At 47.6% G+C, this 20,517-nt stretch carries 24 protein-coding genes; 11 read left to right on the top strand and 13 right to left on the bottom strand.

All coding sequences use genetic code 11. The features are described from left to right. Nucleotides 1-100 precede the first annotated feature (100 nt). The 6 genes from flhB to ABJO30_14670 are packed head-to-tail and all read right to left on the bottom strand — an operon-like array spanning nt 101 to nt 3,465. On the bottom strand, nt 101-1,180 hold the full coding sequence (gene flhB / locus ABJO30_14645) for a flagellar biosynthesis protein FlhB (GenBank protein ID MEP3234061.1): 1,080 nt from the start codon (nt 1,178-1,180) through the stop codon (nt 101-103). Nucleotides 1,181-1,189: 9 nt separating this feature from the next. Further along, a complete protein-coding gene (gene fliR / locus ABJO30_14650) occupies nt 1,190-1,951 on the bottom strand; it encodes a flagellar biosynthetic protein FliR (GenBank protein ID MEP3234062.1) in 762 nt (253 codons plus the stop codon). A 4-nt stretch (nt 1,952-1,955) separates the two neighbouring features. Continuing rightward, the gene (gene fliQ / locus ABJO30_14655) at nt 1,956-2,219 is read right to left on the bottom strand and encodes a flagellar biosynthesis protein FliQ (GenBank protein MEP3234063.1); all 264 of its coding nucleotides are present in this window, start codon (nt 2,217-2,219) and stop codon (nt 1,956-1,958) included. A gap of 31 nt (nt 2,220-2,250) precedes the next feature. Beyond that, nucleotides 2,251-2,580, bottom strand: a complete 330-nt coding sequence (locus tag ABJO30_14660; GenBank protein ID MEP3234064.1) for a flagellar hook-basal body complex protein FliE — start codon at nt 2,578-2,580, stop codon at nt 2,251-2,253. Nucleotides 2,581-2,606: 26 nt separating this feature from the next. Next, nucleotides 2,607-3,017, bottom strand: a complete 411-nt coding sequence (flgC, locus tag ABJO30_14665) for a flagellar basal body rod protein FlgC (GenBank protein MEP3234065.1) — start codon at nt 3,015-3,017, stop codon at nt 2,607-2,609. Nucleotides 3,018-3,048: 31 nt separating this feature from the next. Further along, a complete protein-coding gene (locus ABJO30_14670; GenBank protein ID MEP3234066.1) occupies nt 3,049-3,465 on the bottom strand; it encodes a flagellar basal-body rod protein FlgB in 417 nt (138 codons plus the stop codon). A gap of 305 nt (nt 3,466-3,770) precedes the next feature. Between ABJO30_14670 and ABJO30_14675 the strand changes: the two genes are divergently transcribed. Together ABJO30_14675 and fliP are read left to right on the top strand one after the other, a co-directional pair. Continuing rightward, nucleotides 3,771-4,442, top strand: coding sequence for a hypothetical protein (locus tag ABJO30_14675; protein MEP3234067.1), 672 nt, complete (start codon nt 3,771-3,773; stop codon nt 4,440-4,442). Next, nucleotides 4,442-5,302 carry a flagellar type III secretion system pore protein FliP gene (gene fliP, locus ABJO30_14680; protein MEP3234068.1) on the top strand — a complete coding sequence of 287 codons (861 nt, stop codon included), beginning with the start codon at nt 4,442-4,444 and terminating at the stop codon, nt 5,300-5,302. Before ABJO30_14675 ends, fliP begins: the two co-directional genes overlap by 1 nt. A gap of 24 nt (nt 5,303-5,326) precedes the next feature. On the opposite strand, the gene ABJO30_14685 is transcribed toward fliP, so the two are convergent. The 5 genes from ABJO30_14685 to ABJO30_14705 form a co-directional block, all read right to left on the bottom strand. Continuing rightward, complete coding sequence (locus tag ABJO30_14685; protein ID MEP3234069.1) at nt 5,327-8,827, bottom strand: hypothetical protein; 3,501 nt, start codon at nt 8,825-8,827, stop codon at nt 5,327-5,329. A gap of 211 nt (nt 8,828-9,038) precedes the next feature. Then, complete coding sequence (locus tag ABJO30_14690) at nt 9,039-9,689, bottom strand: hypothetical protein (protein MEP3234070.1); 651 nt, start codon at nt 9,687-9,689, stop codon at nt 9,039-9,041. A 2-nt stretch (nt 9,690-9,691) separates the two neighbouring features. After that, complete coding sequence (locus ABJO30_14695) at nt 9,692-10,141, bottom strand: DUF6468 domain-containing protein (protein MEP3234071.1); 450 nt, start codon at nt 10,139-10,141, stop codon at nt 9,692-9,694. Further along, nucleotides 10,138-11,301, bottom strand: a complete 1,164-nt coding sequence (fliM, locus tag ABJO30_14700) for a flagellar motor switch protein FliM (protein ID MEP3234072.1) — start codon at nt 11,299-11,301, stop codon at nt 10,138-10,140. Before fliM ends, ABJO30_14695 begins: the two co-directional genes overlap by 4 nt. Before the next feature lie 19 nt (nt 11,302-11,320). Continuing rightward, nucleotides 11,321-11,821 carry a flagellar basal body-associated FliL family protein gene (locus tag ABJO30_14705; GenBank protein ID MEP3234073.1) on the bottom strand — a complete coding sequence of 167 codons (501 nt, stop codon included), beginning with the start codon at nt 11,819-11,821 and terminating at the stop codon, nt 11,321-11,323. Nucleotides 11,822-12,066: 245 nt separating this feature from the next. On the opposite strand from ABJO30_14705, the gene flgF reads away from it, so the two are divergent. From flgF to flgH, 4 genes are read left to right on the top strand one after another with little or no spacing between them, the layout of a single operon-like run. Continuing rightward, entirely contained in the window at nt 12,067-12,906 is an 840-nt protein-coding gene (gene flgF / locus ABJO30_14710) for a flagellar basal-body rod protein FlgF (protein MEP3234074.1), read from the top strand. Nucleotides 12,907-12,918: 12 nt separating this feature from the next. Further along, the gene (flgG, locus tag ABJO30_14715; GenBank protein ID MEP3234075.1) at nt 12,919-13,707 is read left to right on the top strand and encodes a flagellar basal-body rod protein FlgG; all 789 of its coding nucleotides are present in this window, start codon (nt 12,919-12,921) and stop codon (nt 13,705-13,707) included. Nucleotides 13,708-13,745: 38 nt separating this feature from the next. After that, the gene (gene flgA, locus ABJO30_14720) at nt 13,746-14,732 is read left to right on the top strand and encodes a flagellar basal body P-ring formation chaperone FlgA (protein MEP3234076.1); all 987 of its coding nucleotides are present in this window, start codon (nt 13,746-13,748) and stop codon (nt 14,730-14,732) included. Then, nucleotides 14,732-15,487, top strand: coding sequence for a flagellar basal body L-ring protein FlgH (flgH, locus tag ABJO30_14725; GenBank protein MEP3234077.1), 756 nt, complete (start codon nt 14,732-14,734; stop codon nt 15,485-15,487). The genes flgA and flgH overlap by 1 nt, the downstream gene beginning before the upstream one ends. Nucleotides 15,488-15,674: 187 nt before the next feature. Here flgH and dksA read toward each other — a convergent pair whose 3' ends face one another. Further along, complete coding sequence (dksA, locus tag ABJO30_14730; protein MEP3234078.1) at nt 15,675-16,091, bottom strand: RNA polymerase-binding protein DksA; 417 nt, start codon at nt 16,089-16,091, stop codon at nt 15,675-15,677. A gap of 178 nt (nt 16,092-16,269) precedes the next feature. After that, on the bottom strand, nt 16,270-16,689 hold the full coding sequence (locus ABJO30_14735; GenBank protein MEP3234079.1) for a flagellar assembly protein FliX: 420 nt from the start codon (nt 16,687-16,689) through the stop codon (nt 16,270-16,272). A 365-nt stretch (nt 16,690-17,054) separates the two neighbouring features. Between ABJO30_14735 and ABJO30_14740 the strand changes: the two genes are divergently transcribed. The 5 genes from ABJO30_14740 to ABJO30_14760 form a co-directional block, all read left to right on the top strand. Then, entirely contained in the window at nt 17,055-18,122 is a 1,068-nt protein-coding gene (locus tag ABJO30_14740; GenBank protein MEP3234080.1) for a flagellar basal body P-ring protein FlgI, read from the top strand. After that, a complete protein-coding gene (locus ABJO30_14745) occupies nt 18,122-18,511 on the top strand; it encodes a rod-binding protein (protein ID MEP3234081.1) in 390 nt (129 codons plus the stop codon). Before ABJO30_14740 ends, ABJO30_14745 begins: the two co-directional genes overlap by 1 nt. Before the next feature lie 3 nt (nt 18,512-18,514). Continuing rightward, nucleotides 18,515-18,997, top strand: a complete 483-nt coding sequence (locus tag ABJO30_14750; protein ID MEP3234082.1) for a hypothetical protein — start codon at nt 18,515-18,517, stop codon at nt 18,995-18,997. 180 nt (nt 18,998-19,177) lie between these two features. After that, a complete protein-coding gene (locus ABJO30_14755) occupies nt 19,178-19,582 on the top strand; it encodes a hypothetical protein (protein MEP3234083.1) in 405 nt (134 codons plus the stop codon). Nucleotides 19,583-19,870: 288 nt separating this feature from the next. Continuing rightward, the coding region (locus tag ABJO30_14760; GenBank protein MEP3234084.1) for a hypothetical protein at nt 19,871-20,517 on the top strand (647 nt) is incomplete at its 3' end.

The raw sequence follows: 20,517 nt of genomic DNA on the forward strand, positions 1-20,517 counted from the left end.
TATGCAAGCGAAACCTTTAAGTCGCGGTAAAAGCGTAACCATAGTTCAGTGAAATCGTCGCTATTCACGGAATTTTTAATTCCAACTTGATTTGAGTGCTTTATGAGCGCCACGCCGCTCGATGGTTCAGCTTCATGACATAGCTAATAACATCTGCCACAGCCTTGTAGTGCTCCTCTGGCACTTCCTGATCTATATCGACAGTCGCATAAAGTGCACGCGCGAGTGGTGGGTTTTCCACGAGCGGAATTTTGTGGTCATTGGCAACTTCTCGAATACGAAACGCCACATCATCAACACCCTTAGCAAGCACCACCGGCGCATTCATACCGCGCTCATATTTCAAGGCGATTGAGAAGTGGGTCGGGTTGGTGACGATAACATCGGCTTTAGGAACAGCCGCCATCATCCGTTTGCGCGAACGTTCTAAGCGAATTTGGCGGATACGACCTTTAAGCTGTGGGTCACCTTCCTGCGCTTTATGTTCGTCTTTGATTTCTTTCAGCGTCATTTTTTGCTTTTGCATCCATTTCCACTTTTCATAAATGAAATCAACAATAGCAATAACAGTGAAAAGGATGAGGACCGCGCCAACCACTTGCACCGTCATCTCTTGGACAATCGGCAAGAGCAGGTTCAAATCTGTATGCACCATCAAATCAAGGCGATCGCGCTGCGGCCACAACACCGCCACCATAACCATGGTGACAAGTACAATCTTCATCACGCCTTTGCCAAAGTTCAAAAGACTTTGGCTGGAAAACAAGCGCCCAAATCCAGCAATCAGCGAAATTTTTGATAGCTTAGGTGTAATCGGTTCCGTGGATAAGAGCGGGGCATGCTGGATCATATTGCCCATCAAGCCTGCAAAGCCAATAACCAGCATCGGCAAAAGCATGGGCAGCATAAGGACGTTACCCATCTCCGACCAAAGTTTCGCCAAACCCGCGCTATCGACTGAAATCGAATCCGACTGTTCAACGATACCTCGAAAAGAAACCATCAGCTTTGAGGCTGTACCGCCTGCAAAGCCTCCCACAACAACCAGAGAAGCAGCCATCACAAACCAAGCATTGACCTCTTGGCTTTTGGCAACATCGCCCTTCTCATGCGCGTCCCGCAATTTCTTGTCGGTTGGGTCTTCGGTTTTTTCACCACCATCTTCTGCTTCTTCTGCCATACCCGTCCCCTAATTGACCAAGAAGATGGAAAGGCCATCGCGAAGATGTTCAACGTACCACATCATCATCGTGCCAATCAGCACGGCCAATGCAAGGAAGCCAATAAGCAAGTTGGCTGGTAGCAAAACGAGGAAGACTTGGAACTGTGGCATTAAGCGCGATAAAATACCGACGCCCACGTTAAAAACAAAGCCAATGACGATAAACGGCGCAGACAGCTGTATCCCTATTTTGAAGGATTTAGAAAACACATCGACAGCAGCCGTCGTCATATCCCCCACAGGCATCAAGTTGCCCGGTTTAAACAGCTGGTAGCTGTCATGCATGGCCGCGAGTGCGAGGTGGTGGATATTCATTGCGAAGACCAAGGTCACACTGATGATGGAAAGGAAACTTGCAACCAAGGTACCCTGCACTTGCGTTTGCACATTGGTATTTTGCGCCGCAGACAAACTGGTTTGAAACGCAATCGTCGCACCCGCCGTTTCCAACGCCGCCGTCAGCATTGACGCCGTGCCACCAATAAAGAACCCGATGATAATCTCACCCACGATTAAAAACGCCAACCCCGGAACCGTGGTCGGCATAGGTGGAATTACATCGGACACCACTGGCACGAGAAGCAATGTCACTAAGAGGGCGATCGCTAGCCGTATGTTTTGCGGAATGGATTGCGAGCCGATCGTCGGGATCAAGGTCGCAATCATTGCCACCCGCGCAAAAATCAAGATGAAAGCAAAGGCAATCTGGGGCAGGAAATCAATGGTCACGCATCTATCCTGATATAATCCGTTCGAAAATTCGCTCGGTATAGCTGTTCATTATCGCCCCCATAAATGGCAGTGCAATAATCGCAGCGAGAAACATTGCGATAATTTTCGGGATAAAGACGAGGGTAAGCTCTTGTACCTGTGTCAAAGCCTGAATAAGCGCGACAATCAGACCAACAAACAGACCTGTCAGCATGATCGGCAGCCCGACATAAAGCAGCGTCCATATGCTGTCTTGTGCAAGGTCGAGAACTTCTTGGCCTGTCACACGCTTCTCCTAACCCGTTAGGGCGGATGCGTTAGATTGGCATCCGCATAATTTCTTCATAAGACGAGATCACACGATCTCGAATGGAAACCATCGATTGGAGGGCGACCTCGGTTTCAGCAACCGCTGTCACCACATCAATCATGTCACCCTTACCTTGTACTGCGGCCAATGTTTGTGTTTCCACATTATTGCCGCCTTCTCTAACGCTACTAACCGCTTGGCCTAGAATGTCTGTAAAACTATCGCCAATCGCTGATGCTGGATTACTTCCTGCCTGATTCCCGCCGTTAGCGATAGATTCAGCAAGCTTTGCTGTTGCTTGATAAGCATTGGTTGCAGCTGTTGTTGGAACCGTCATGGAAAATTTCCTTTAGCTAAGGCTTATTAAGCGCGAAGAATGTCGAGTGTTCTTGCAAGCATGGTTCGTGTCGAAGAAATGACGTTGAGGTTTGCCTCATAACTTCGCTGCGCCTCGCGCATATCGACGGCTTCCACCAATCGATCAACATTTGGCATTTTCACAAACCCTTCCGTATCAGCCGCTGGATGGGAGGGATTAAAGCGGGTACGAAAATCACTGCGGTCCGTTTCAACACGGCCTAGTTCAACCTTGTTTGCCTGCATTTTGGTATCGTAAATGCTTTCAAACGTCGGGATACGACGACGATAAGGGTCCGCATTTGGTGTGCGTCCGGTGGAATCCGCGTTTGCGATATTTTCCGCGATCACCCGCATGCGCCCAGATTGTGCTTTCAAACCAGAAGCAGCAACGAAAAGTGACTTCATAAAATCCATAGTGAACGTCCTATCTGTGCTCTACCAAAACCTAGCTGCCACGACCGATTGCGGTCCTGATCAAGCCAAGGTTTGACGTATAGAGCGAGGTTGCTGCCTGATAATCCATTTGGTTACCGGCAATTTTCATCATTTGCTCTTCCAAAACCACCGAGTTGTCGTCTGGTGTAATCTCGAAAGAGGAGGAAGGTCGTGCGCCGCTAAGACCGCTCGTTGGTGCAATAGCAGCGGGGATATGTTTCGAGTTGGTGACCAACGCAGCAAAACCAGAGGTTGCATTAGCGCTCGCCATTTTCAGGCCGCCCTTGCCCATTGGAGCCATGTCTTTAGCGACATAACCAGGCGTCGCCGCATTGGCGATATTCTCAGCCAACACACCTTGACGGGCTTGATGCCACTGCATCTTGCCTTTTAGCGCTGCAAAAACAGGCAAACCTAAAAAGTCCATAGCGTTGCTCCCCAGCAATACGCTGCAAAAATCGAGGTGATGTCGATAAAACGAGGCTGCAAGGAGGCGAACCATAATTCGCCAAGCCATCATCCTAAACGCACCACCAACTGGGCAATTTTTGCCTAGTTATAGTTAACAAAGTCTTAAAATTTCGTTTTTTATCAGAATTTGTCGATAATTTCGCAACACTTTGCAGCTTTTCAAAAAACAACCATTGCGCGAAAGTCCATTATTTGCGTTATGACTATTTGGCGGAAAGATGCTGCGCACAAGATAAGCTTTCCGAAAAATGGGGATTAAAAATGATAGAGTGGTTTAACAGCGTTTTGGGTGAAGCTGTCGGCACATATGCCGCCATCGGGGTTGGCCTTCTAATAGTCATCGTATTGATCATCATATTATTGCGCGTATTACGCTCATTTACCGGCGGTATGTTTGGTAACAAGAGCCAGAACAGACTTGGCGTTATTGAAGCAGCAGCCGTTGATAACAAACGCCGCCTCGTGCTTGTTCGCCGCGATAATGTTGAGCACCTCATTATGATTGGTGGAACCAGCGACATTTTGGTTGAAGCTGGCATAAATCGCTCAGCAGCAGGGCCACGACCGAGCCAACCACCAGCACCAACGGGAGCTGCAAGAATGGCCGCTACCCCTACCCCTGCAGCACCCACGCCTACACAAAGTGCCGCGCCACAAGCTGCTGCACAACGTGCGCCCACGCCGGCGACACCTGCACCAGCGCCGGTTCAACAAGCACCTGCACAACAAGCAAAAGCACCTGCCCAACAAGCCCCAGCGCCAAAGCCAGCAGCACCGGTAGCACCTCAGCCAACACCGGCTGCACAACCGCAACAAGCAGCTGTACCACCCAAAACAACAACACCAGTGATAACGCCACCTAGCGACTCAGCTAAGGTTGGGAACGATATGGATCGTCTTCTCAACCAAATAGCTGGGGACTCTAAGGGATAATGTGGCTTCCGCGATGTAAAAACACGCGGCAAACAACAAAACAAACAGACGAAATTGATCGTAACTCAGGCCCTTTTAAGGACCGTTTACGGCAATTTCGCAATTTATCCACGGCAATCTTTCGCCATGGTGCAATTGGTTTTCTGGTTTCATTTTGTGTTTGCACAATTGCAATAACCGGCGCCTACGCGCAGGGGATTACGATTGATTTTAATGAAGGTACCTCGGTCACCGAGCGTGCCATACAAATCATTGCTTTGGTCACTGTTTTAAGCCTCGCACCGTCGCTGCTTGTGATGGTGACATCATTCACCCGTATCGTGGTGGTTTTATCCCTTTTACGGTCAGCTATTGGACTACAAACAGCACCGCCCAACTCTGTGATGATTGGTCTGGCGTTGTTTCTTACCTCTTTCATTATGATGCCGACGCTTGAAGAGGCTTATAACGCCGGCCTTGATCCATTGATCAAGGAAGAGGTTGAACTCAGTGAAGCAATGGTCAACGCGTCAAAACCCTTTCACGCCTTCATGCGAGGCAATGTGCGTGAAAAGGACTTGGAACTGTTTCAAGATATGAGCGGGGTGGATTTACCCGACACGCCAGAAGAGCTTGAAATGCGCGTCTTGATCCCGGCCTTTATGATCAGCGAACTTAAGCGCGCCTTTGAGATTGGGTTCTTGCTCTATCTGCCCTTTGTCATCATCGACTTGGTGGTCGCCTCCATCTTGATGTCGATGGGTATGATGATGCTACCGCCGATTGTGATTTCACTACCGTTCAAGCTAATTTTCTTTGTTTTGGTGGATGGTTGGCACTTGGTCGCAGGTAGCTTGGTACGAAGCTTCAGCAGCGGTTAGCTGCCATTCCTCAACGCATAAACTTTAACTTGATGCAGCCTTTGGCGCAGCAGGTTGATTATCGTTTTGAACAGCTGGACTTGGCGTTGCCTTACGCGGTTTTGCCAGTCGCGCACGTGGCGTTAAATAGCGTCTGCGATAATCGCGAAGGAAGGAATCGGTGGTGCCGATATTCAAGATTGAATCAACCGCGACATCCCGTTCAAAACTACGATTGGTCAGAGGTTTAGTCAAAATACCAAATGTCCCAGCATCCGTACTTTCAGACATTTTCTGACTAAATTTTTGGTTCAACCGATTAAGAGCAAAATCATCGTCTGCAAGAGAGTAAGCGATCGCTGCACGCATGATATCTAAGCGCTCATGAGCTTCCAACGGTGCAACATCAGACCAGCGGCCACCATGCGCTTTCTCTAACAGCTCCCCTGCATCACTCCATCTGCGTGCATCCCAATTCACATTGGCACGCAGTCGATTCACATCATCACCAGTCAATGGATCAAGTAGTTCAAGAGCAACATCAAATCTGTTTATCTCAGATAAGGCATAAGCTTCGACCAAGCGACGCTGACGACGCAAAGAGGCAGGCAAGCTGGCCGAGCGTGATTTTTGCAATGTCGTCAAAGCACGGTGAGGCTTATTGTCCAAAAGCTGGACGACCGCCAAGTCAGCAGCAACGCGAGCGCGTGCAACACCGTTTAGGCGTTTTTCAACTTGGTGCTCTAACAGTTCAGCTGCCTGTGGCAATAAATCAAGATCGATCAAACGGCGGGCAAGATTACGCACGATCTCATCACCAATGCGACCAATCGGCATTAGATTGCGAAAATCATAATAGAGGCTCAAAGCATCTACTGAATCCAGTCCATCCGCTTTGCCACCATGAAACAAGCTAATAAACAACTCTTTCATATCATCTTGAAGGGCACGGGTAATGGGTGATTCATTATTAGAAATCGCAGCTGTCTCAACCAATTGAAAAGCCCGCCGATAATTCTTTTCAACCGCAAGAACCTTACCCAAGAACCTTAATGCTGATAGCTCCAAATCATCATTGCGCCAAACGGCAGCGAAGGCTTCAAGTTCATCAATCGTTTCTTGATTGTTTGCTTTACCAGTTTCATGATTAAGCATTGCAAGGTGCAAACGTGCCTCGGCTTGAACGCGAATATCGTCAATGGCGTTAGCACGGTTAAAGAAAAAACGGGCGTCTTCAAGACGCCCTTCAGCAAGTGCTAATTCTCCTTGCAGCACTTCATATTTTCCCCGTTGCTGGTCTTTCGCATTCCGAAGGATAATATTGCCCAGGTACCGTTTCGCATCATTGAGATCATTAAGTTTCAAGGCGGCTGTTGCCGCCGACAAGTAGAACGATTGTTTGGTATCGGCATCATAGGATGCTAATTTTGACCGCCCAAGCGTCGCATTCTTTCGAGCAATTTCCCATTTACTCGCACCTGCTGCCGAAATCGTTCGCCATACGGCGGCATCCTGATCTTTTGAATACGATTCAACCGCTAGCGTATTCAATGCCTCCTCATTACGAGCCATGGCAATTTGGGCAGCCGCTTTCATCAAAACAAACAGACGTTTGTTCTCCAGCAACGGCTGGCTTTTGATCGCTCGCTCCAAAACAGCCAGCGCTTCTGGGCCATAGTTGTTGGCCACATAAAACTCCGCCAATTTCATTTGAGCTTTTGGTAAATCTTCTTTTCCACTGGTAATAACGGCCTTAATAAATTCGCCCTCTCTCCGCAGGAAAGCGGCTGGCTCCGCATAATTTGCCGGATCATATTCAAGCGGCACATCATACCATTCAGCCTGTTCAGATTTTCCACTCGAAGAAGAGCGAAGGTTTTTTACAGGGGAAAGATTCAATGAAGTTTCTGAAAAAATCTCGACATATTTCTTATGGCGTTTGACTTTAATATCATCGGCGAGTGTTGCCACAGCAAAGGCATGCGCCGATGGCAACATCTCAACTTTGACAAAGCTCTGCGCTCGCAAAAGCCCTCGGGCAGGCGCATGAGCCAACAAGATATGCAAGGTATCACCAACAATTGGATCAACAATTTCTACAACACCAGCAGAATTTTCCAGAGGAACTTGGAGGAATAACCCACCCTTTGCATTCACGCCACGTGATACAGAAAGCCGTTCAGAAGCACGGATGATTGAGTTTCCAATTGAAATCACCCAGTTGTTCTCTTCAACCGCAGACGAAGCAAGCTGTGCACTTGGCATTCCAATTCGGATTGCTTTGTACTCGCCTTTTTCAACGACATCGATAGAGCGCACAAAATCGCCCAACAACGTCTCGATTGCAGAAACGTCGATGATGTTGTCCGTTTTAACCGCAATCCAGACAGCTTTATCACGCCTGAACACAGCGGTCGGTGTTTCGGTTTCGAAGGGGAAGACGAGGCGAAGTGCGTCTTTACTCGGATTGAGTGACGCTTCAACGGCGGAAAGGCCTTCTATCTTCTTTTGGTCGGCATCAACAGATTCTGGATTGCGTTTAGCATTCTCATCCTTCAAGCCATCCAAAGCTTGTTCCTGTTCAACCGTCACATCTTCAGAAGATCCAAACAGCTCTAGAGCGCTTTCACGATTTTCATTAGATTTACCGGCACTTTGAGGCTGCTGCTCATTGCCCGTCCGCTCTTCTTTATCTTCGGTAGCAGGTGGCGCAACAGGCAGCTCAGCTAGCGCACGTTCGCCACCATTATTTTCTGTAAATGAAACATCCTTCGCTCCTTCAGGCACACTCGGCAAGCCACCTATTAAAAGCGGAACATTCACGGCGTTATCATTTTTCCCAATCAACTTTTCATGGGTAACATCAATGATGTACGATTCTCCATCTGCGTATGAACGTACTTTGGATTTTCTATCCATTCTGATTCTTACAATGGTCGTATCGTCGGCGGTTGCCCCTTGAACTTTCTTGATCAACGCAGGCAAGTCAGCATTGATGGGTGCAAAGTCGAAGGTCCCTTTGCGATCAAACTCTAAAATTGCATCATCTTCTTCACGTTTAAAGGCCGCGCTATAAGGCACATTCCAATTGAAGACGAAGCGGGTAAAGGTCGGATGACGCCCCACGCGCATTTCAAACTTGGGTACAACACCATTTTCTTCCTGAGCAATGGCATTTTGTTCTGCAAGTTCAAGTGCATCTTCTGCGCGATTTTCTAATTTCCGAACGATCGCTTCAGGAATTGATGGATTGGGACCCTGCCAATTGCCCGGTAGGAAATCGACAAACAAATGTTCGCCCGCCGCCATCGTATTAACGCGAACGCCGACATTTAGTGCGAACCTCAGTACCCCACCCTCTGGATCACGACGTCCAACCAAAACATAATCAGAAAGACCACGCACATGCCGTTCAACATCGATTTCCAACGGTTCGCTCAGGCGAATAACCAGAACGTTGTCATCTGTTGAGATACTGTGTTTGATGAATTTAGTTCGGTTTCGAAGCTGAATAGCTAAACGACCATGGCCATTCTTGGTGCTCACGGTAACGTTCGTTTTTAATGGCACAGAAATCTGCGCAAAAGCGGTTACCGATTGAAACAGAAAAAAGATAATAAGAAGCAACGACCAGACAAAAACTGCCCCGCCTTTACGATTGCTTTGATAAGCGTTTGCTCGAACTCGATACAACAACATGATACGCCACGCTTAGATACTCTTAGCGCAACACTAGCAGCCGTTGGTTAATGGGCGATTACCCGCCGATTTTTTGGAGTTTTCTTTTATCTCGCGCTGAATTTTTAGAAATTGACTGCGCAGCCATCTCCACTGTAAGGCGCTCAGCAGCCTTTACATCCATCTCAGCAAGCACCGCCGACATTTTGCGAGGGTTCATAGAAGTCGCCAAACTATAGAGTACGTTCAACGATAGAGCGTTGAATATCTTCGCTGCATCTTTTGGCTTCATGCTTTCATAAATGATCACCAAGTCTTTGGCGCTTTGTTTACTGGATTTACCCTCTGGTCCTTCGTCGTCTTCTTTTTGCTTTTTGAGGTTTTTGATTTGCGCTTTTAATCGTTTTTCTGCTGCAGCAAGAAGCTCCTCGCGCAGTTTCAGATCGCGCTCACGCGTTTCCAACGCCTCCCGACGGTCACCTAATCGATTGACCAAAGCATCCCGGCTGCTTTTATCAGCGCCTAGGTCAGCAGTTACATCACGAGGCGCCGGCTTTTCTTTCTTTGCAGGCTTTTTTTCTGCTTCAGCATCGGCGTCTTTTTTATCAGCATCTTGTGCGCTTGCAGAAGAAACTGCGATGTCATCGAAAGCGCCACTGGCAGCCAGAGCAATCAATTTAATGGACAAGAGAGCAAAAGCTGCAACAGCACATAATTGCAATAGGCGCATGATTAGCTCCCTGACCGACGTAAGGCATTGATGCGGGCTGTCGCTTCAGCCGCCAATTCGCTTACGGCACGCGGTTGCGAAGTGGTTGGTCTTGAAACAGCACGGCGTGGAGAAGGTAGCGGCTTATTAATGGAGCCTGCCTGCGTAATCGTAGCGATACGATGCACCAATTCCTCGCCTTCGCTCAAATTCGCACGCAACTCAACATTAAGCTTTTCAGCTTCGCGAACATGCACACCAAGATGTTTTAGGTTTTCGTGAGAGGTCACTTTAAGACCATTAATCGCGCGCTCAGCTAGCTCAGTCGCCGTCATCAATTCAGCAATCGTCAAACGCAGTGCGTTTTCTTCTAGCTTCAAGCTCTTCAATTTACCGCTCAATACATAGCAATAAACAATGGTAGCAGCCAGCAGGACAATCACTAATCCTTCGATAAAGATACCAGACGTCATGTTGCACTTGCCTCCATTTCAGATATGGCTTTTTCGTAGCCATTTATTGTCATTTTTTGTGGTTTGAGCTCGCGCGTCACCTGTACGGATACTTTATCATCGATGCGACCAATTTGGCCCTCGCTCATGGTGACATTGCCAACCCGCAATTCAACCGTCTCGCTTGGGTCTTGGCGCAGAAGAAGGGTCTCGCCGACTGAAAGGTCCATCACTTCAGAAAGTGGAACTTCTTTTTCAAATAAAATGGCATCGACAGTCACATCGGCAGCATTGGCTTGTGTTGCAAGATGGCGCTCCCAATCAACATCGCGACCAAAGTTGTCACCAACAAACATTTGCAGCAGCAAATGGCGGATAGGTTCAATTGTTTCATAAGGAAGAAGCAGCTCAACATCACCACCACGGTCTTCAATATCAATACGCAACCGAACAAGAACCGCCGCATTGGCAGGGCGAATGAGAGCTGCAAATCTTGGATTTGTCTCCATCCGGTCCAAAGTAAAGGTAACAGGTGTCACTGGTTCGAAAGCTTGTTGAGCATCTTTCAACAAATGCCCAGCTAATTGTTGGACCAGACCAAGTTCAATTGCTGTGTAAGGGCGGCCTTCCACCCGTGCTGCACCTGAAGAATTACCACCACCAAGCAGAACGTCGACAATCGTGTAAATCAGCAATGAATCGGTCGTCAAAAGACCAAAGTTATTCCACTCTTCAGCTTTGAAAACCGATAGAATTGCCGGCAGTGGAATAGAATTTAGATAGTCACCAAAACGCACTGACGAAATGGAATCGAGAGATACCTCAACGTTATCTGATGTCAAATTACGTAGCGATGTCGTGGATAATCTTACAAGACGGTTGAACACCACTTCCAACATTGGAAGGCGCTCGTAAGAGACCAACGCAGAACTGATAAGCGCACGCACACCATTTTGGTCTGCGCTTAAAAGCTCATCAGCCCGAAAGCCCATAAGGGCATCAATTTCTTCTTGAACGAGCAGACGATCCGCATTTTTATTCGAAGCTTCATCGTCGTCGCCATCCATCAAGCTCGACCATTGAGCCGTCAGCGATTGGGCGTTCTCAGCACCCTGCTCTTCTAGCGCCTCACCCCACGCGGCGGCTAAATCGTCTTCTTCAAAATCATCTTCCTCAGCCATAACCGATTAAACTCCTGACTTATTGGATTAGAATTTCTTCGAAAAGAATTTTGCGAACTTCAACTGGATAAACCGCGATATTAATGCGTCTTTGCAGCTCTTCCTTCAGTCGGAACATACCAGCTGAGCCTTCAATATCTGTTGTACGAAGCTCGCGCAGATAGACCTGAAACGCATCCAAAACACGCGGCATTAACGGTTCAATTTTTGAAATCTCACCTTGATCGCGCAATTCAAGCGTTGCCTTAAGCTTCAAGTACTGTTGGCGGCCAGCGACATTTTCTAGATTAACGGTAATGGCTGGAAGAGGAAAGAACACCACAGGTTCAGGTGCCTCAATTTTCTCTTCAGTCCCAGCGACTTCTTCTGGTTCAGCAAATGGATCCAGAATAAAGAATGCCGCACCGCCACCGATCAGAAGCAATGCAACCACTATTATCAGTATCAGCTTTTTCTTGCCACCTGAGGAACCTTCTTCATCATCAAGAAGTTCATCACCTTCAACAGCTTCGTTCGCCATGCCACCGCCTGCTTAAAATCTTTTGTTCCACTGAAGGTTCTCACCAAATCGAAGCGGAATTTTGCCACAAACAAACCTTAGTTCCTGAATGGTTAACGAAAGGTTGCATTTTCTTAACGATTACTAACGAACTAGGCATTTTTTGCCGACTAATTTTACCCAGAGGCACAAACTGCCTAGCTCAAAACAACCCTAAAAAAACAAAAATCGAGCATTTTCAATGACTTAACAAGTTGGCACGCTGCATGCAAAGAGGTTTCCATGCAGATACGCTGGGGAGCGTTGATGCAAAGCCGGGCTGGGGAGCCTTGGTTACATTTTGGGAGCTAAAAGGGTTCGTTATGGAGAACGCACAGCTTATTACCCTTTCACGCGTTAGTGCGCTTGAAAGGCAGATGAACGTAGTCGCCAACAATTTGGCGAACGTAAACACGACCGGCTATAAGAGCGAGAACATGCTCTTTGAGGAATACCTCATGCCTGTTGCGAGCGCTGAAGAATTTAAATCCACCGACCGCGACCTGCGTTTCGTGCTGGATGACAGAACCGTTGGAAATTTTGGCACTGGTACAATCGAGACCACTGGTAACCAACTTGATGTAGCCATCAAGGGTGAAGGCTTCTTCGTTATTCAAACACCAGCGGGTGAACGTTACACACGCGACGGTTCTTTTACCCTCAATCCAGACGGCCAACTCACTAATCACGATGGTCATGCCGTATTGGGTCAAGGCGGCCCAATCCAATTTAATCCTGACGATACATCTATCACGATTAATGGTGATGGAACGATCTCAGCTACCAATGGCGAAATAGGTCGCTTGCGCGTCGTCACATTCGACGACCCGCAAACGTTGACCCGCAAGGGGCAAAATCTCTTTGAAGGAGAAAATGCCCGCGCTCTTGAAACACCCCGCATTACTCAGTTCGCATTGGAATCTGCCAATGTGGATCCGATTAATCAGATTTCACAAATGATCGAAGTTCAACGGTCATACCAAGAACTAACCAGCATAATGAGCCAGCAAAATGATCTGCGTGAAAACGCGATCCGTACGCTTGGCCGTGTTCAAGTTAACGCATAGGGATAGAAGTAGATGCAAGCTTTACGAACAGCCGCTTCTGGCATGCGCGCTCAAGAACAAAACGTTCAAACGGTCGCGAATAATATTGCCAACATTCGAACCACTGGTTTCAAGAAACAGCGCGCAGAATTCCAAGACCTGCTTTATTCAGATTTGCGGCGAGTAGGTTCCAGCTCTTCGAACTCAGGCACTGTGGTGCCAACCGGCATTCAAATTGGCTCAGGTGTAAAATTCGCCGCGACCAGCCGGGTTCTAAGCCAAGGGTCTCTAGACCAAACAGAGCAACCGCTAAACCTTGCGATCCAAGGCGGTGGATATTTTGAAATCAGCCTTCCTGACGGTCGAGAAGCTTATACCAGAGATGGTTCTTTCGAACGAAACCAAGATGGGGAAATTGTTACCCTCGATGGTTATCAAGTTGGCAATGGCATCACCATTCCAGAAGATGCCCGCTCTATCACCATCAGCAATGATGGAGAGGTAGAAGTCGTTGTTGGCAATGATTCCACACCTACCAATGTTGGCACCATCGAACTTTTCAACTTCATCAACCCAGGCGGGTTGGAAGCGATTGGTGACAACCTTTTTGTTGAGACCTCTGCAAGTGGCGACCCTCAAAGTGGCAACCCTGGTGAGGATGGCCTTGGCACATTGCTGCAAGGTTTCCTTGAAGGTTCAAACGTTGAAGCCGTTGCAGAAATTTCTGACTTGATTACCGCACAGCGCGCTTACGAGCTGAACTCACGGGTGATTTCTGCCGCCGATGAGATGATGCAGGCTGCTGGGCAAGTTCTTCAGTAATAATCTAACCACACGCCATTGACCCGGAGGTCGATACGATGAAATCACCGAAAGTAAAGCTTGTAGCATGTTTGATGACAGTGGCAGCCTTCGCCGCGTCATCAAATATCAATGCCGCTTCTTTGAAAAAGAACGTCACCGTGTACTCAACTGTGGTTGTCGCCGGTGACCTCTTTGAGGGATTGGATGAATACCAAGATGAGCCACTATTTCTAGCGCCAGATATTGGAAAGTCCGGCAAGATAAGTGCTTATCGGGTGGCGGAAGAAGCACATGATATTGGCATCTATGAACTTGAGCTCAATGGCATCAAATCAGTCACCGTTAACCGCCCAAGCATCATCGTGAACAGCGATGAAGCAAAACAGCAATTACGGCATTATATTTCTGACCAGATGAGTGAAAAAATTGACTTTGAAATCACAACGTCATCAATTCCAACCAGAGTTCATACGGACCCTCGTGCAGAAACAGCACTTTCCATCAATAACTTTGTATTCAACAAAAACGACAAACGGTTTCAAACGACCCTGAGCTATTCCGGCCACAATGGAATACGGGATGTTCCCGTTCGTGGTGTCCTTACCGAGATGGCGAGTGTTATAACGCTCACCCGTGATCTGGGGCGGGAAGACGTCATAACGGAAGGTGACCTTGTTGTTACCCGCCTTCCAAAAGAAAAAGTACGCGCGAGCAGCCTAACCAGCCCCTCGCCTGCAGTTGGCATGGCGACAGTTCGCAATTTGTCACAAGGGTCAGTGTTACGGAACCATGACTTCGCCCCGCCTTTATTGGTGCGCTCGAATGATCCAGTTGCGATCACTTATTCCGTTCCTGGTCTGCTGCTAACAGCCCAAGGGCGCGCGCTTTCTGACGGTTCAAAAGACGCTGTCGTCTCAATTAGAAACTTACAATCCAATCGCGTTGTTAGAGGCCGCGTCACCGATATTGGTGAAGTGCTGGTCGTACCACGCAAACCATTTTTCGCTGCAAACCAGCAAACAAGCCAAACTGAGGTTCAGTAATGTTACGCGTTTTGTCAAAACAAACCCTCCTAATCGCTAGTTTACTCGCTTTACCCATCGGTCTAGCAGGATGCAGTTCATCCTCAAAAGTCAGCGAAATTGGGAAGCCCCCTGCTCTTTCAAATATCGGCGATCCAACAGCTTCCCCTGGGTACAAACCAGTGACGTTGCCAATGCCAGCGCCAGAACCTGCCGTTTATACCGCCAATTCACTTTGGCGTTCAAACGACCAATCTTTCTTCAGGGATGGTCGAGCGCGGCGCGTCGGGGATATTTTAACAATCAATGTCACCATTGATGATGAAGCCGAGTTTGAAAACACAACCGACCGCACACGCACAGCAGGACGCGGCCTTGGTGTGGGAACTGGCTTACTTGGTTCCTTGTTCAATCTCATTCCTGGTATCGGTGATACCAGCGCTGTGGTTAGCTTGAACGCGAATACCAACACCAATGGCGACGGATCAATTGAACGTTCCGAAGAGCTAACGACAACCATCGCGGCAGTGATCGTACAAAAATTACCAAACGGCAATTTGGTGATTGAAGGGAAACAAGAAGTTCGGGTTAATTTTGAGGTTCGCGAACTAATCGTCGCCGGCATCATCAGACCGGACGACATCCAACCTAACAATACCATCGAATCGACGAAAATCGCACAAGCGCGCATTTCATATGGCGGGCGCGGTCATCTAACCGATGTTCAACAACCTGGATACGGACAACAAATCGTCGATATTGTTGCGCCATTCTAAGTCACAAAACCAACAAGATCCCTTGCCGTTTGCTCCCCAATTTAAACGGTAAGGCCGGCCTGCTCGCTCCCCAATTTGAGCAGTCCAAAATAGTGAAGCGGCACCTGTAGCCATAACTACGGGTGCCGCTATCACACAGTTCAAAAATCAAAGTGAGGCTAAAGTAAATCAGCCTCTAACTTGGAAATTAATCGTCGCGATAGACTTTTTCGCGTTTTTCATGGCGCTCTTGAGCTTCCAATGAAAGGGTTGCAATTGGACGTGCGTCAAGACGACCAACACCAATTGGGTCACCTGTTTCTTCGCAGTAGCCATAAGAACCATCATCCATGCGCGCCAATGCTGAATCGATCTTCGCAATCAACTTACGCTGACGGTCTCTCGCTCTCAGCTCAATAGAACGATCTGTCTCAGATGAAGCTCTATCAGCAACGTCTGGATGGTTCTGGCTTTCTTTTTGGAGATTAATGAGTGTTTCTTTGCTCTCGCTTAAAATTTCATTCTTCCAAGTTACAAGCTTTTTTCTAAAGTATTCGAGTTGGAGAGGATTCATAAACTCCTCATCTTCGCTCGGCTTGTAAGCTCCTACTGCGTCCGTGGTCATAAATCACTCCCAGATGCGCCCCGATGGGCCGGAATATAGTCGCGTTGCTCGTATCACACAATGAGAGAATTCAAGCATTAGTAAATTCGTTGCTCATTTCTCAGTGAGTAGCATAACTAACTGTTGTATATTAGTTTTTCAAAATAGCAATTGTTGATATATGCCTAAAAATTAGCCTTTAGACGTCATAAACACCAATTTTAGCAAGTTCAACACGGGCCCGCATATCGATATCTGAAAGAATAGAATCAAGCTTCTCGTCACCGGTACGACCAAGGTTTTTGACCTTCTGCGCCAACCTTGTCACCTGAATAGGTGATAATTTCCCGCTCAACATTCCAAGCCGCATCTCATCCAGACGATCAAGCAAATCAAAGCCACGTTCCGCGGATTTTTTCTTACTATTCAAAGGGTCATCTACCGCTTGAAGCGATAAAAGTGCATCTAAATTTGTTATATTATTAGCGTTCGATACATTCTGTGCTGCTTGTAATTCTTCGTCTTCTGATACTGAAAATTCGCTGGAAGACGATCCAGATTTCGCGCTCTTCTTCGTGCCGCGTATACCCGCTAATGGGCCTGAGTTTTCAATGCGCATTGCCACCAATTCCTATTGTGATTGCGTTTTTTTCTTGAAGGTAGGTTTTTGCCGATAGGGTTAATTACGGGTTAACGGCTGGGTAAGTTTTTCCATGTAAGTTCAATAAAATCGAACATTGGAATATATGAAAAAGAAAATAAAGTCATATATTACAATAGGATACAAAAAACACAAATAAGGATGAAGCTTGGCACATCCCCTGCATATACATGCGCATAATGTAATAAGTAAGGTTGCCATTGACGCTCATGATTAAACATCGCACTCAAATAACTGTAGTTACTACGACACTTGCATTCATTGATTCGGCTCGCAAAAGCGCATCTGGATTGTTATTTTTGAGCGCGTTCATTCTCACCTTTATGGCCCTACTCCAATCTGCGGACGCAACCTCGCGCATTAAAGACATTGCCGATTTTGAGGGCATTCGCGAAAACCAATTGGTAGGCTACGGCCTTGTTGTTGGCCTAAACGGTACCGGCGATAGCCTAAACAACGCCCCCTTCACAGAGCAAAGCTTGCGCGTGATGTTAAATCGTCTTGGCGCTGGCGTCGGTGATGCAAGCTTTAGTACAGCGAATGTGGCAGCCGTCATGGTCACTGCAAACCTTCCGCCGTTTGCAACAGCAGGTTCCAGAATAGATATAAGCGTGAGCGCGCTTGGTGATGCGGGAAGCTTGCGCGGCGGCACATTGCTTGTAACGCAGCTTCTAGGCGCTGGCGGCGATGTCTATGCATTGGCGCAAGGCCCAATTGCTATTGCAGGGTTTGCAGCTCAAGGCGAAGCAGCAAGCATTGTGCAAGGTGTTCCAACATCTGGTCGCATTACAAATGGCGCGATTGTTGAACGTGAAATTCCGTTCAAATTAGCAAGCCTGCGCAAAGTACGCCTCGCCCTTCGCAATCCAGACCTCACAACATCGCGCCGCATTGCAAAAACCGTCAATGCCTTCATTGGCCGAGGCACAGCAGAACCAATTGATCCGGCAACAGTTCAGTTACGCCTGACTAAATCATTCAATGGCAACATTGTTGACCTGCTCACAGACATTGAACAACTCATCGTCGAACCTGATCAAGTAGCCCGCGTGGTGATTGATGAACAGACGGGCACTATTGTGATGGGCCGTGATGTAAAAGTTTCAAAAGTCGCGGTCGCACAAGGCAACCTCACTCTGCTGGTCACTGAAACACCGGTTGTTAGCCAACCAGCACCATTTGGTGAAGGCGAGACTGTTGTGGCCCCTCGCACACAAATCGAAGTTGATGAAGCAACAGATGCAAAACTTGGCATCATCAATGAAGGTGTCACTCTTAAAGATCTTGTTGATGGCTTAAATGCTCTAGGCATCGGCCCTCGCGACATGATCACCATTCTTCAATCCATCAAAGCTGCAGGCGCTCTGCAAGCGGAGATAGAGGTCTTATAATGTCTGAACTCAACACACTGGCAAGCCCGCTTTTACCGCAGACGACCAATGCACCGACATTGAACCGTCCAGACAGTGATGATCCGAACTATGACGCAAAAGCTCGCGAGCAAGCCAATGAGTTTGAAGCGAGCTTTTTAGCAGCGCTGCTTCGCCCTGTGTTTGAAGGTTTGGCAAAAGACAATGAATTTGGTGGTGGCTTTGCTGAGGAAACATGGTCTGGCCTGCTAACAGATGAATACGCCAAAAGCATACAAAGTTCCGCCAATCTTGGCATTGCAGATCACGTATACGATCAACTCATCCAACTGCAAGAAACAACAACCGGTGAGCAATCAACCACACAAGATGCAACCACTGAAAATGATACAGTCGATAGTAAGGAGTAAGTCATGACCTATTCAGCCCCCGTAATCCGCACCCCAATGCCTGTCGAAAGCCAAGAGGATGCCCACGTATTACTAGCCCGTCTTGAAACATCGATGGAAGGCTTGATTGAGCTGATCGAAGTTGAAACCCGTTTGGTGCGCGAAGGAAAACTTTTTGCCGCTTCTGAACTGGAGTCCAGAAAGACAGAGTATGCGCAAGCCTATGTCGAACTAATGGAAAGCGCACGCAAGCAAGAACAAGCCTTGCACAGCATGCTGCCAGAGAACTTAGAAAAGCTGCGCCACCGCCATGAAGACTTCAAGTCGCTCTTGCAGATGAACCTTGCGGCCCTTCAAACCGCACGTGACGTTACACGTAACCTCATACAGGGCGTCGCAAAGAAGATGGGGCAAAATCAGGCGCCAACCACATACAGTGCCTATGGACAAGTAAACCAGCAACCACAAATTGCGTCCCCTGGACTAACGCTGGACAAGTCCTCATAGGCGAAATTAAATACCTACACTTTGAATAAAATTTATCGAAATTCTTCTACTTTTTCGCAACAGAAGATTGTCCACCTTCCCCAATCTCACTTTAACTTTTAGGGATTAGTTTTGATCCTCAAGAGTAAAGCGCTGTAGTTTTTCAATCTTTAAACAGCGCCAGTAGAGTGAGTAGGTACGATGGATATCGGTAGAATCCCGATAATCGCGCCGGTCCCATCTGGTGACACGAATGTCACCAGCAGGGGAACACAGGCGACTGACTTGCCGCAGTTCCAAACGGTTCAGCGGACAGCAAGCTCGGATTCTGTCTCCCTCACCTTCCGTGAAGTGCCTGCCCCGCAGCCTAATGAAGCGAGAGAAGAACCATCATTTGATCAGGTTGAGGCTTTTGATTCCGTCGCACTTCAAAATCGCGAACGTGAAATTCGTCGTGAGTTCGAACGCGACAGAGAAACAGCCGCCCTCATCTTTAAATCTATTGATGTATCGACTGGCGAAGTGGTTCAGCAGTACCCAGAAGAAGCACGTCTTAACTTGCGAGCATATCTCGGCAGTAAAGAAGAAGCACGGGTAACAGAGTAAGCGGGCACCAAAACGCCCCTACTTTAGCTTCAATACGCAAAATATCCTTCACATCCACTCGTTTTTTTTCAAGCAAAACAAGGCTTTTTGCCATCCGTTTTGGTGAATGAATTCTTACTTTTACGATCTATTAACGAATTTAGAATTCGCTAACCAAAAGAACAACTTAAAGATGGTAAATGCGATTTTTACCATGCTTTTTAAGGAGATGGATTCCCCTTTTCAGTAGGTTCACGGTGTTGCCAAGAATGGCGACTGAAAACTTAAACCTAGAAAAGGAAGACAAGAATGTCTGATATTAACCTCTCATCTGCAGTTCGTTCATCATTGAGCTCATTGCAAGGTACAGCTGACCTACTTTCATCAACTCAGGAACGTCTTGCGACGGGTAACCGCGTAAATTCTGCTCTTGATGATCCAACAGCTTTCTTTACAGCTTCTGCTTTGAACAACCGTGCTTCTGACTTGGGCACTTTGCTCGACGGCCAGCAGCAAGCGATCCGTACAGTTGAAGCCGCTGACCAAGGTATTTCTGCTATTGAAGATCTTGTTGATAGTGCACGTGCACAAGCAACAGCTGCTCTTCAAACAGAAGACCCTGCTGCTCGTGCTGAAGCTGCTGCTGCTTTTGATGAAATTGTTGGCCAGATCGAAGATCTTGCTGGTGATGCGTCATTTAACGGTACAAACCTTCTTTCTGGTGATGACCTTCAGGTTGTTTTCAACGAAGGTGGTTCATCAAGCCTAACAGTTGAAGGTGTTGACTTTACAGACGCCGCATCTAGCCTCGGCTTGAATGCACAATCTGGAGCCGCTACTACAACTGCTGGCACTGATGCGTCTCTAGACATTTCTAGCACGTCCTTTTCAACTGGCGATAACGTATCAGTAACTGTTGGATCTGAAACAGTAAGCTTTACTGTAACAGACACTAC

This window comes from Hyphomicrobiales bacterium (assembly GCA_039973685.1).
Classification (GTDB): Bacteria; Pseudomonadota; Alphaproteobacteria; order Rhizobiales; family JACESI01; genus JACESI01.

Coding starts and splice junctions, on each gene's coding strand:
- flhB (MEP3234061.1), bottom strand. CDS start 1,180: ATGGCAGAAGAAGCAGAAGATGGTGGTGAAAAAACCGAAGACCCAACC.
- ABJO30_14660 (MEP3234064.1), bottom strand. CDS start 2,580: ATGACGGTTCCAACAACAGCTGCAACCAATGCTTATCAAGCAACAGCA.
- flgC (MEP3234065.1), bottom strand. CDS start 3,017: ATGGATTTTATGAAGTCACTTTTCGTTGCTGCTTCTGGTTTGAAAGCA.
- ABJO30_14670 (MEP3234066.1), bottom strand. CDS start 3,465: ATGGACTTTTTAGGTTTGCCTGTTTTTGCAGCGCTAAAAGGCAAGATG.
- ABJO30_14675 (MEP3234067.1), top strand. CDS start 3,771: ATGATAGAGTGGTTTAACAGCGTTTTGGGTGAAGCTGTCGGCACATAT.
- fliP (MEP3234068.1), top strand. CDS start 4,442: ATGTGGCTTCCGCGATGTAAAAACACGCGGCAAACAACAAAACAAACA.
- ABJO30_14690 (MEP3234070.1), bottom strand. CDS start 9,689: ATGCGCCTATTGCAATTATGTGCTGTTGCAGCTTTTGCTCTCTTGTCC.
- ABJO30_14695 (MEP3234071.1), bottom strand. CDS start 10,141: ATGACGTCTGGTATCTTTATCGAAGGATTAGTGATTGTCCTGCTGGCT.
- fliM (MEP3234072.1), bottom strand. CDS start 11,301: ATGGCTGAGGAAGATGATTTTGAAGAAGACGATTTAGCCGCCGCGTGG.
- ABJO30_14705 (MEP3234073.1), bottom strand. CDS start 11,821: ATGGCGAACGAAGCTGTTGAAGGTGATGAACTTCTTGATGATGAAGAA.
- flgF (MEP3234074.1), top strand. CDS start 12,067: ATGCAAAGAGGTTTCCATGCAGATACGCTGGGGAGCGTTGATGCAAAG.
- flgG (MEP3234075.1), top strand. CDS start 12,919: ATGCAAGCTTTACGAACAGCCGCTTCTGGCATGCGCGCTCAAGAACAA.
- flgA (MEP3234076.1), top strand. CDS start 13,746: ATGAAATCACCGAAAGTAAAGCTTGTAGCATGTTTGATGACAGTGGCA.
- flgH (MEP3234077.1), top strand. CDS start 14,732: ATGTTACGCGTTTTGTCAAAACAAACCCTCCTAATCGCTAGTTTACTC.
- dksA (MEP3234078.1), bottom strand. CDS start 16,091: ATGACCACGGACGCAGTAGGAGCTTACAAGCCGAGCGAAGATGAGGAG.
- ABJO30_14735 (MEP3234079.1), bottom strand. CDS start 16,689: ATGCGCATTGAAAACTCAGGCCCATTAGCGGGTATACGCGGCACGAAG.
- ABJO30_14740 (MEP3234080.1), top strand. CDS start 17,055: ATGGCCCTACTCCAATCTGCGGACGCAACCTCGCGCATTAAAGACATT.
- ABJO30_14745 (MEP3234081.1), top strand. CDS start 18,122: ATGTCTGAACTCAACACACTGGCAAGCCCGCTTTTACCGCAGACGACC.
- ABJO30_14750 (MEP3234082.1), top strand. CDS start 18,515: ATGACCTATTCAGCCCCCGTAATCCGCACCCCAATGCCTGTCGAAAGC.
- ABJO30_14755 (MEP3234083.1), top strand. CDS start 19,178: ATGGATATCGGTAGAATCCCGATAATCGCGCCGGTCCCATCTGGTGAC.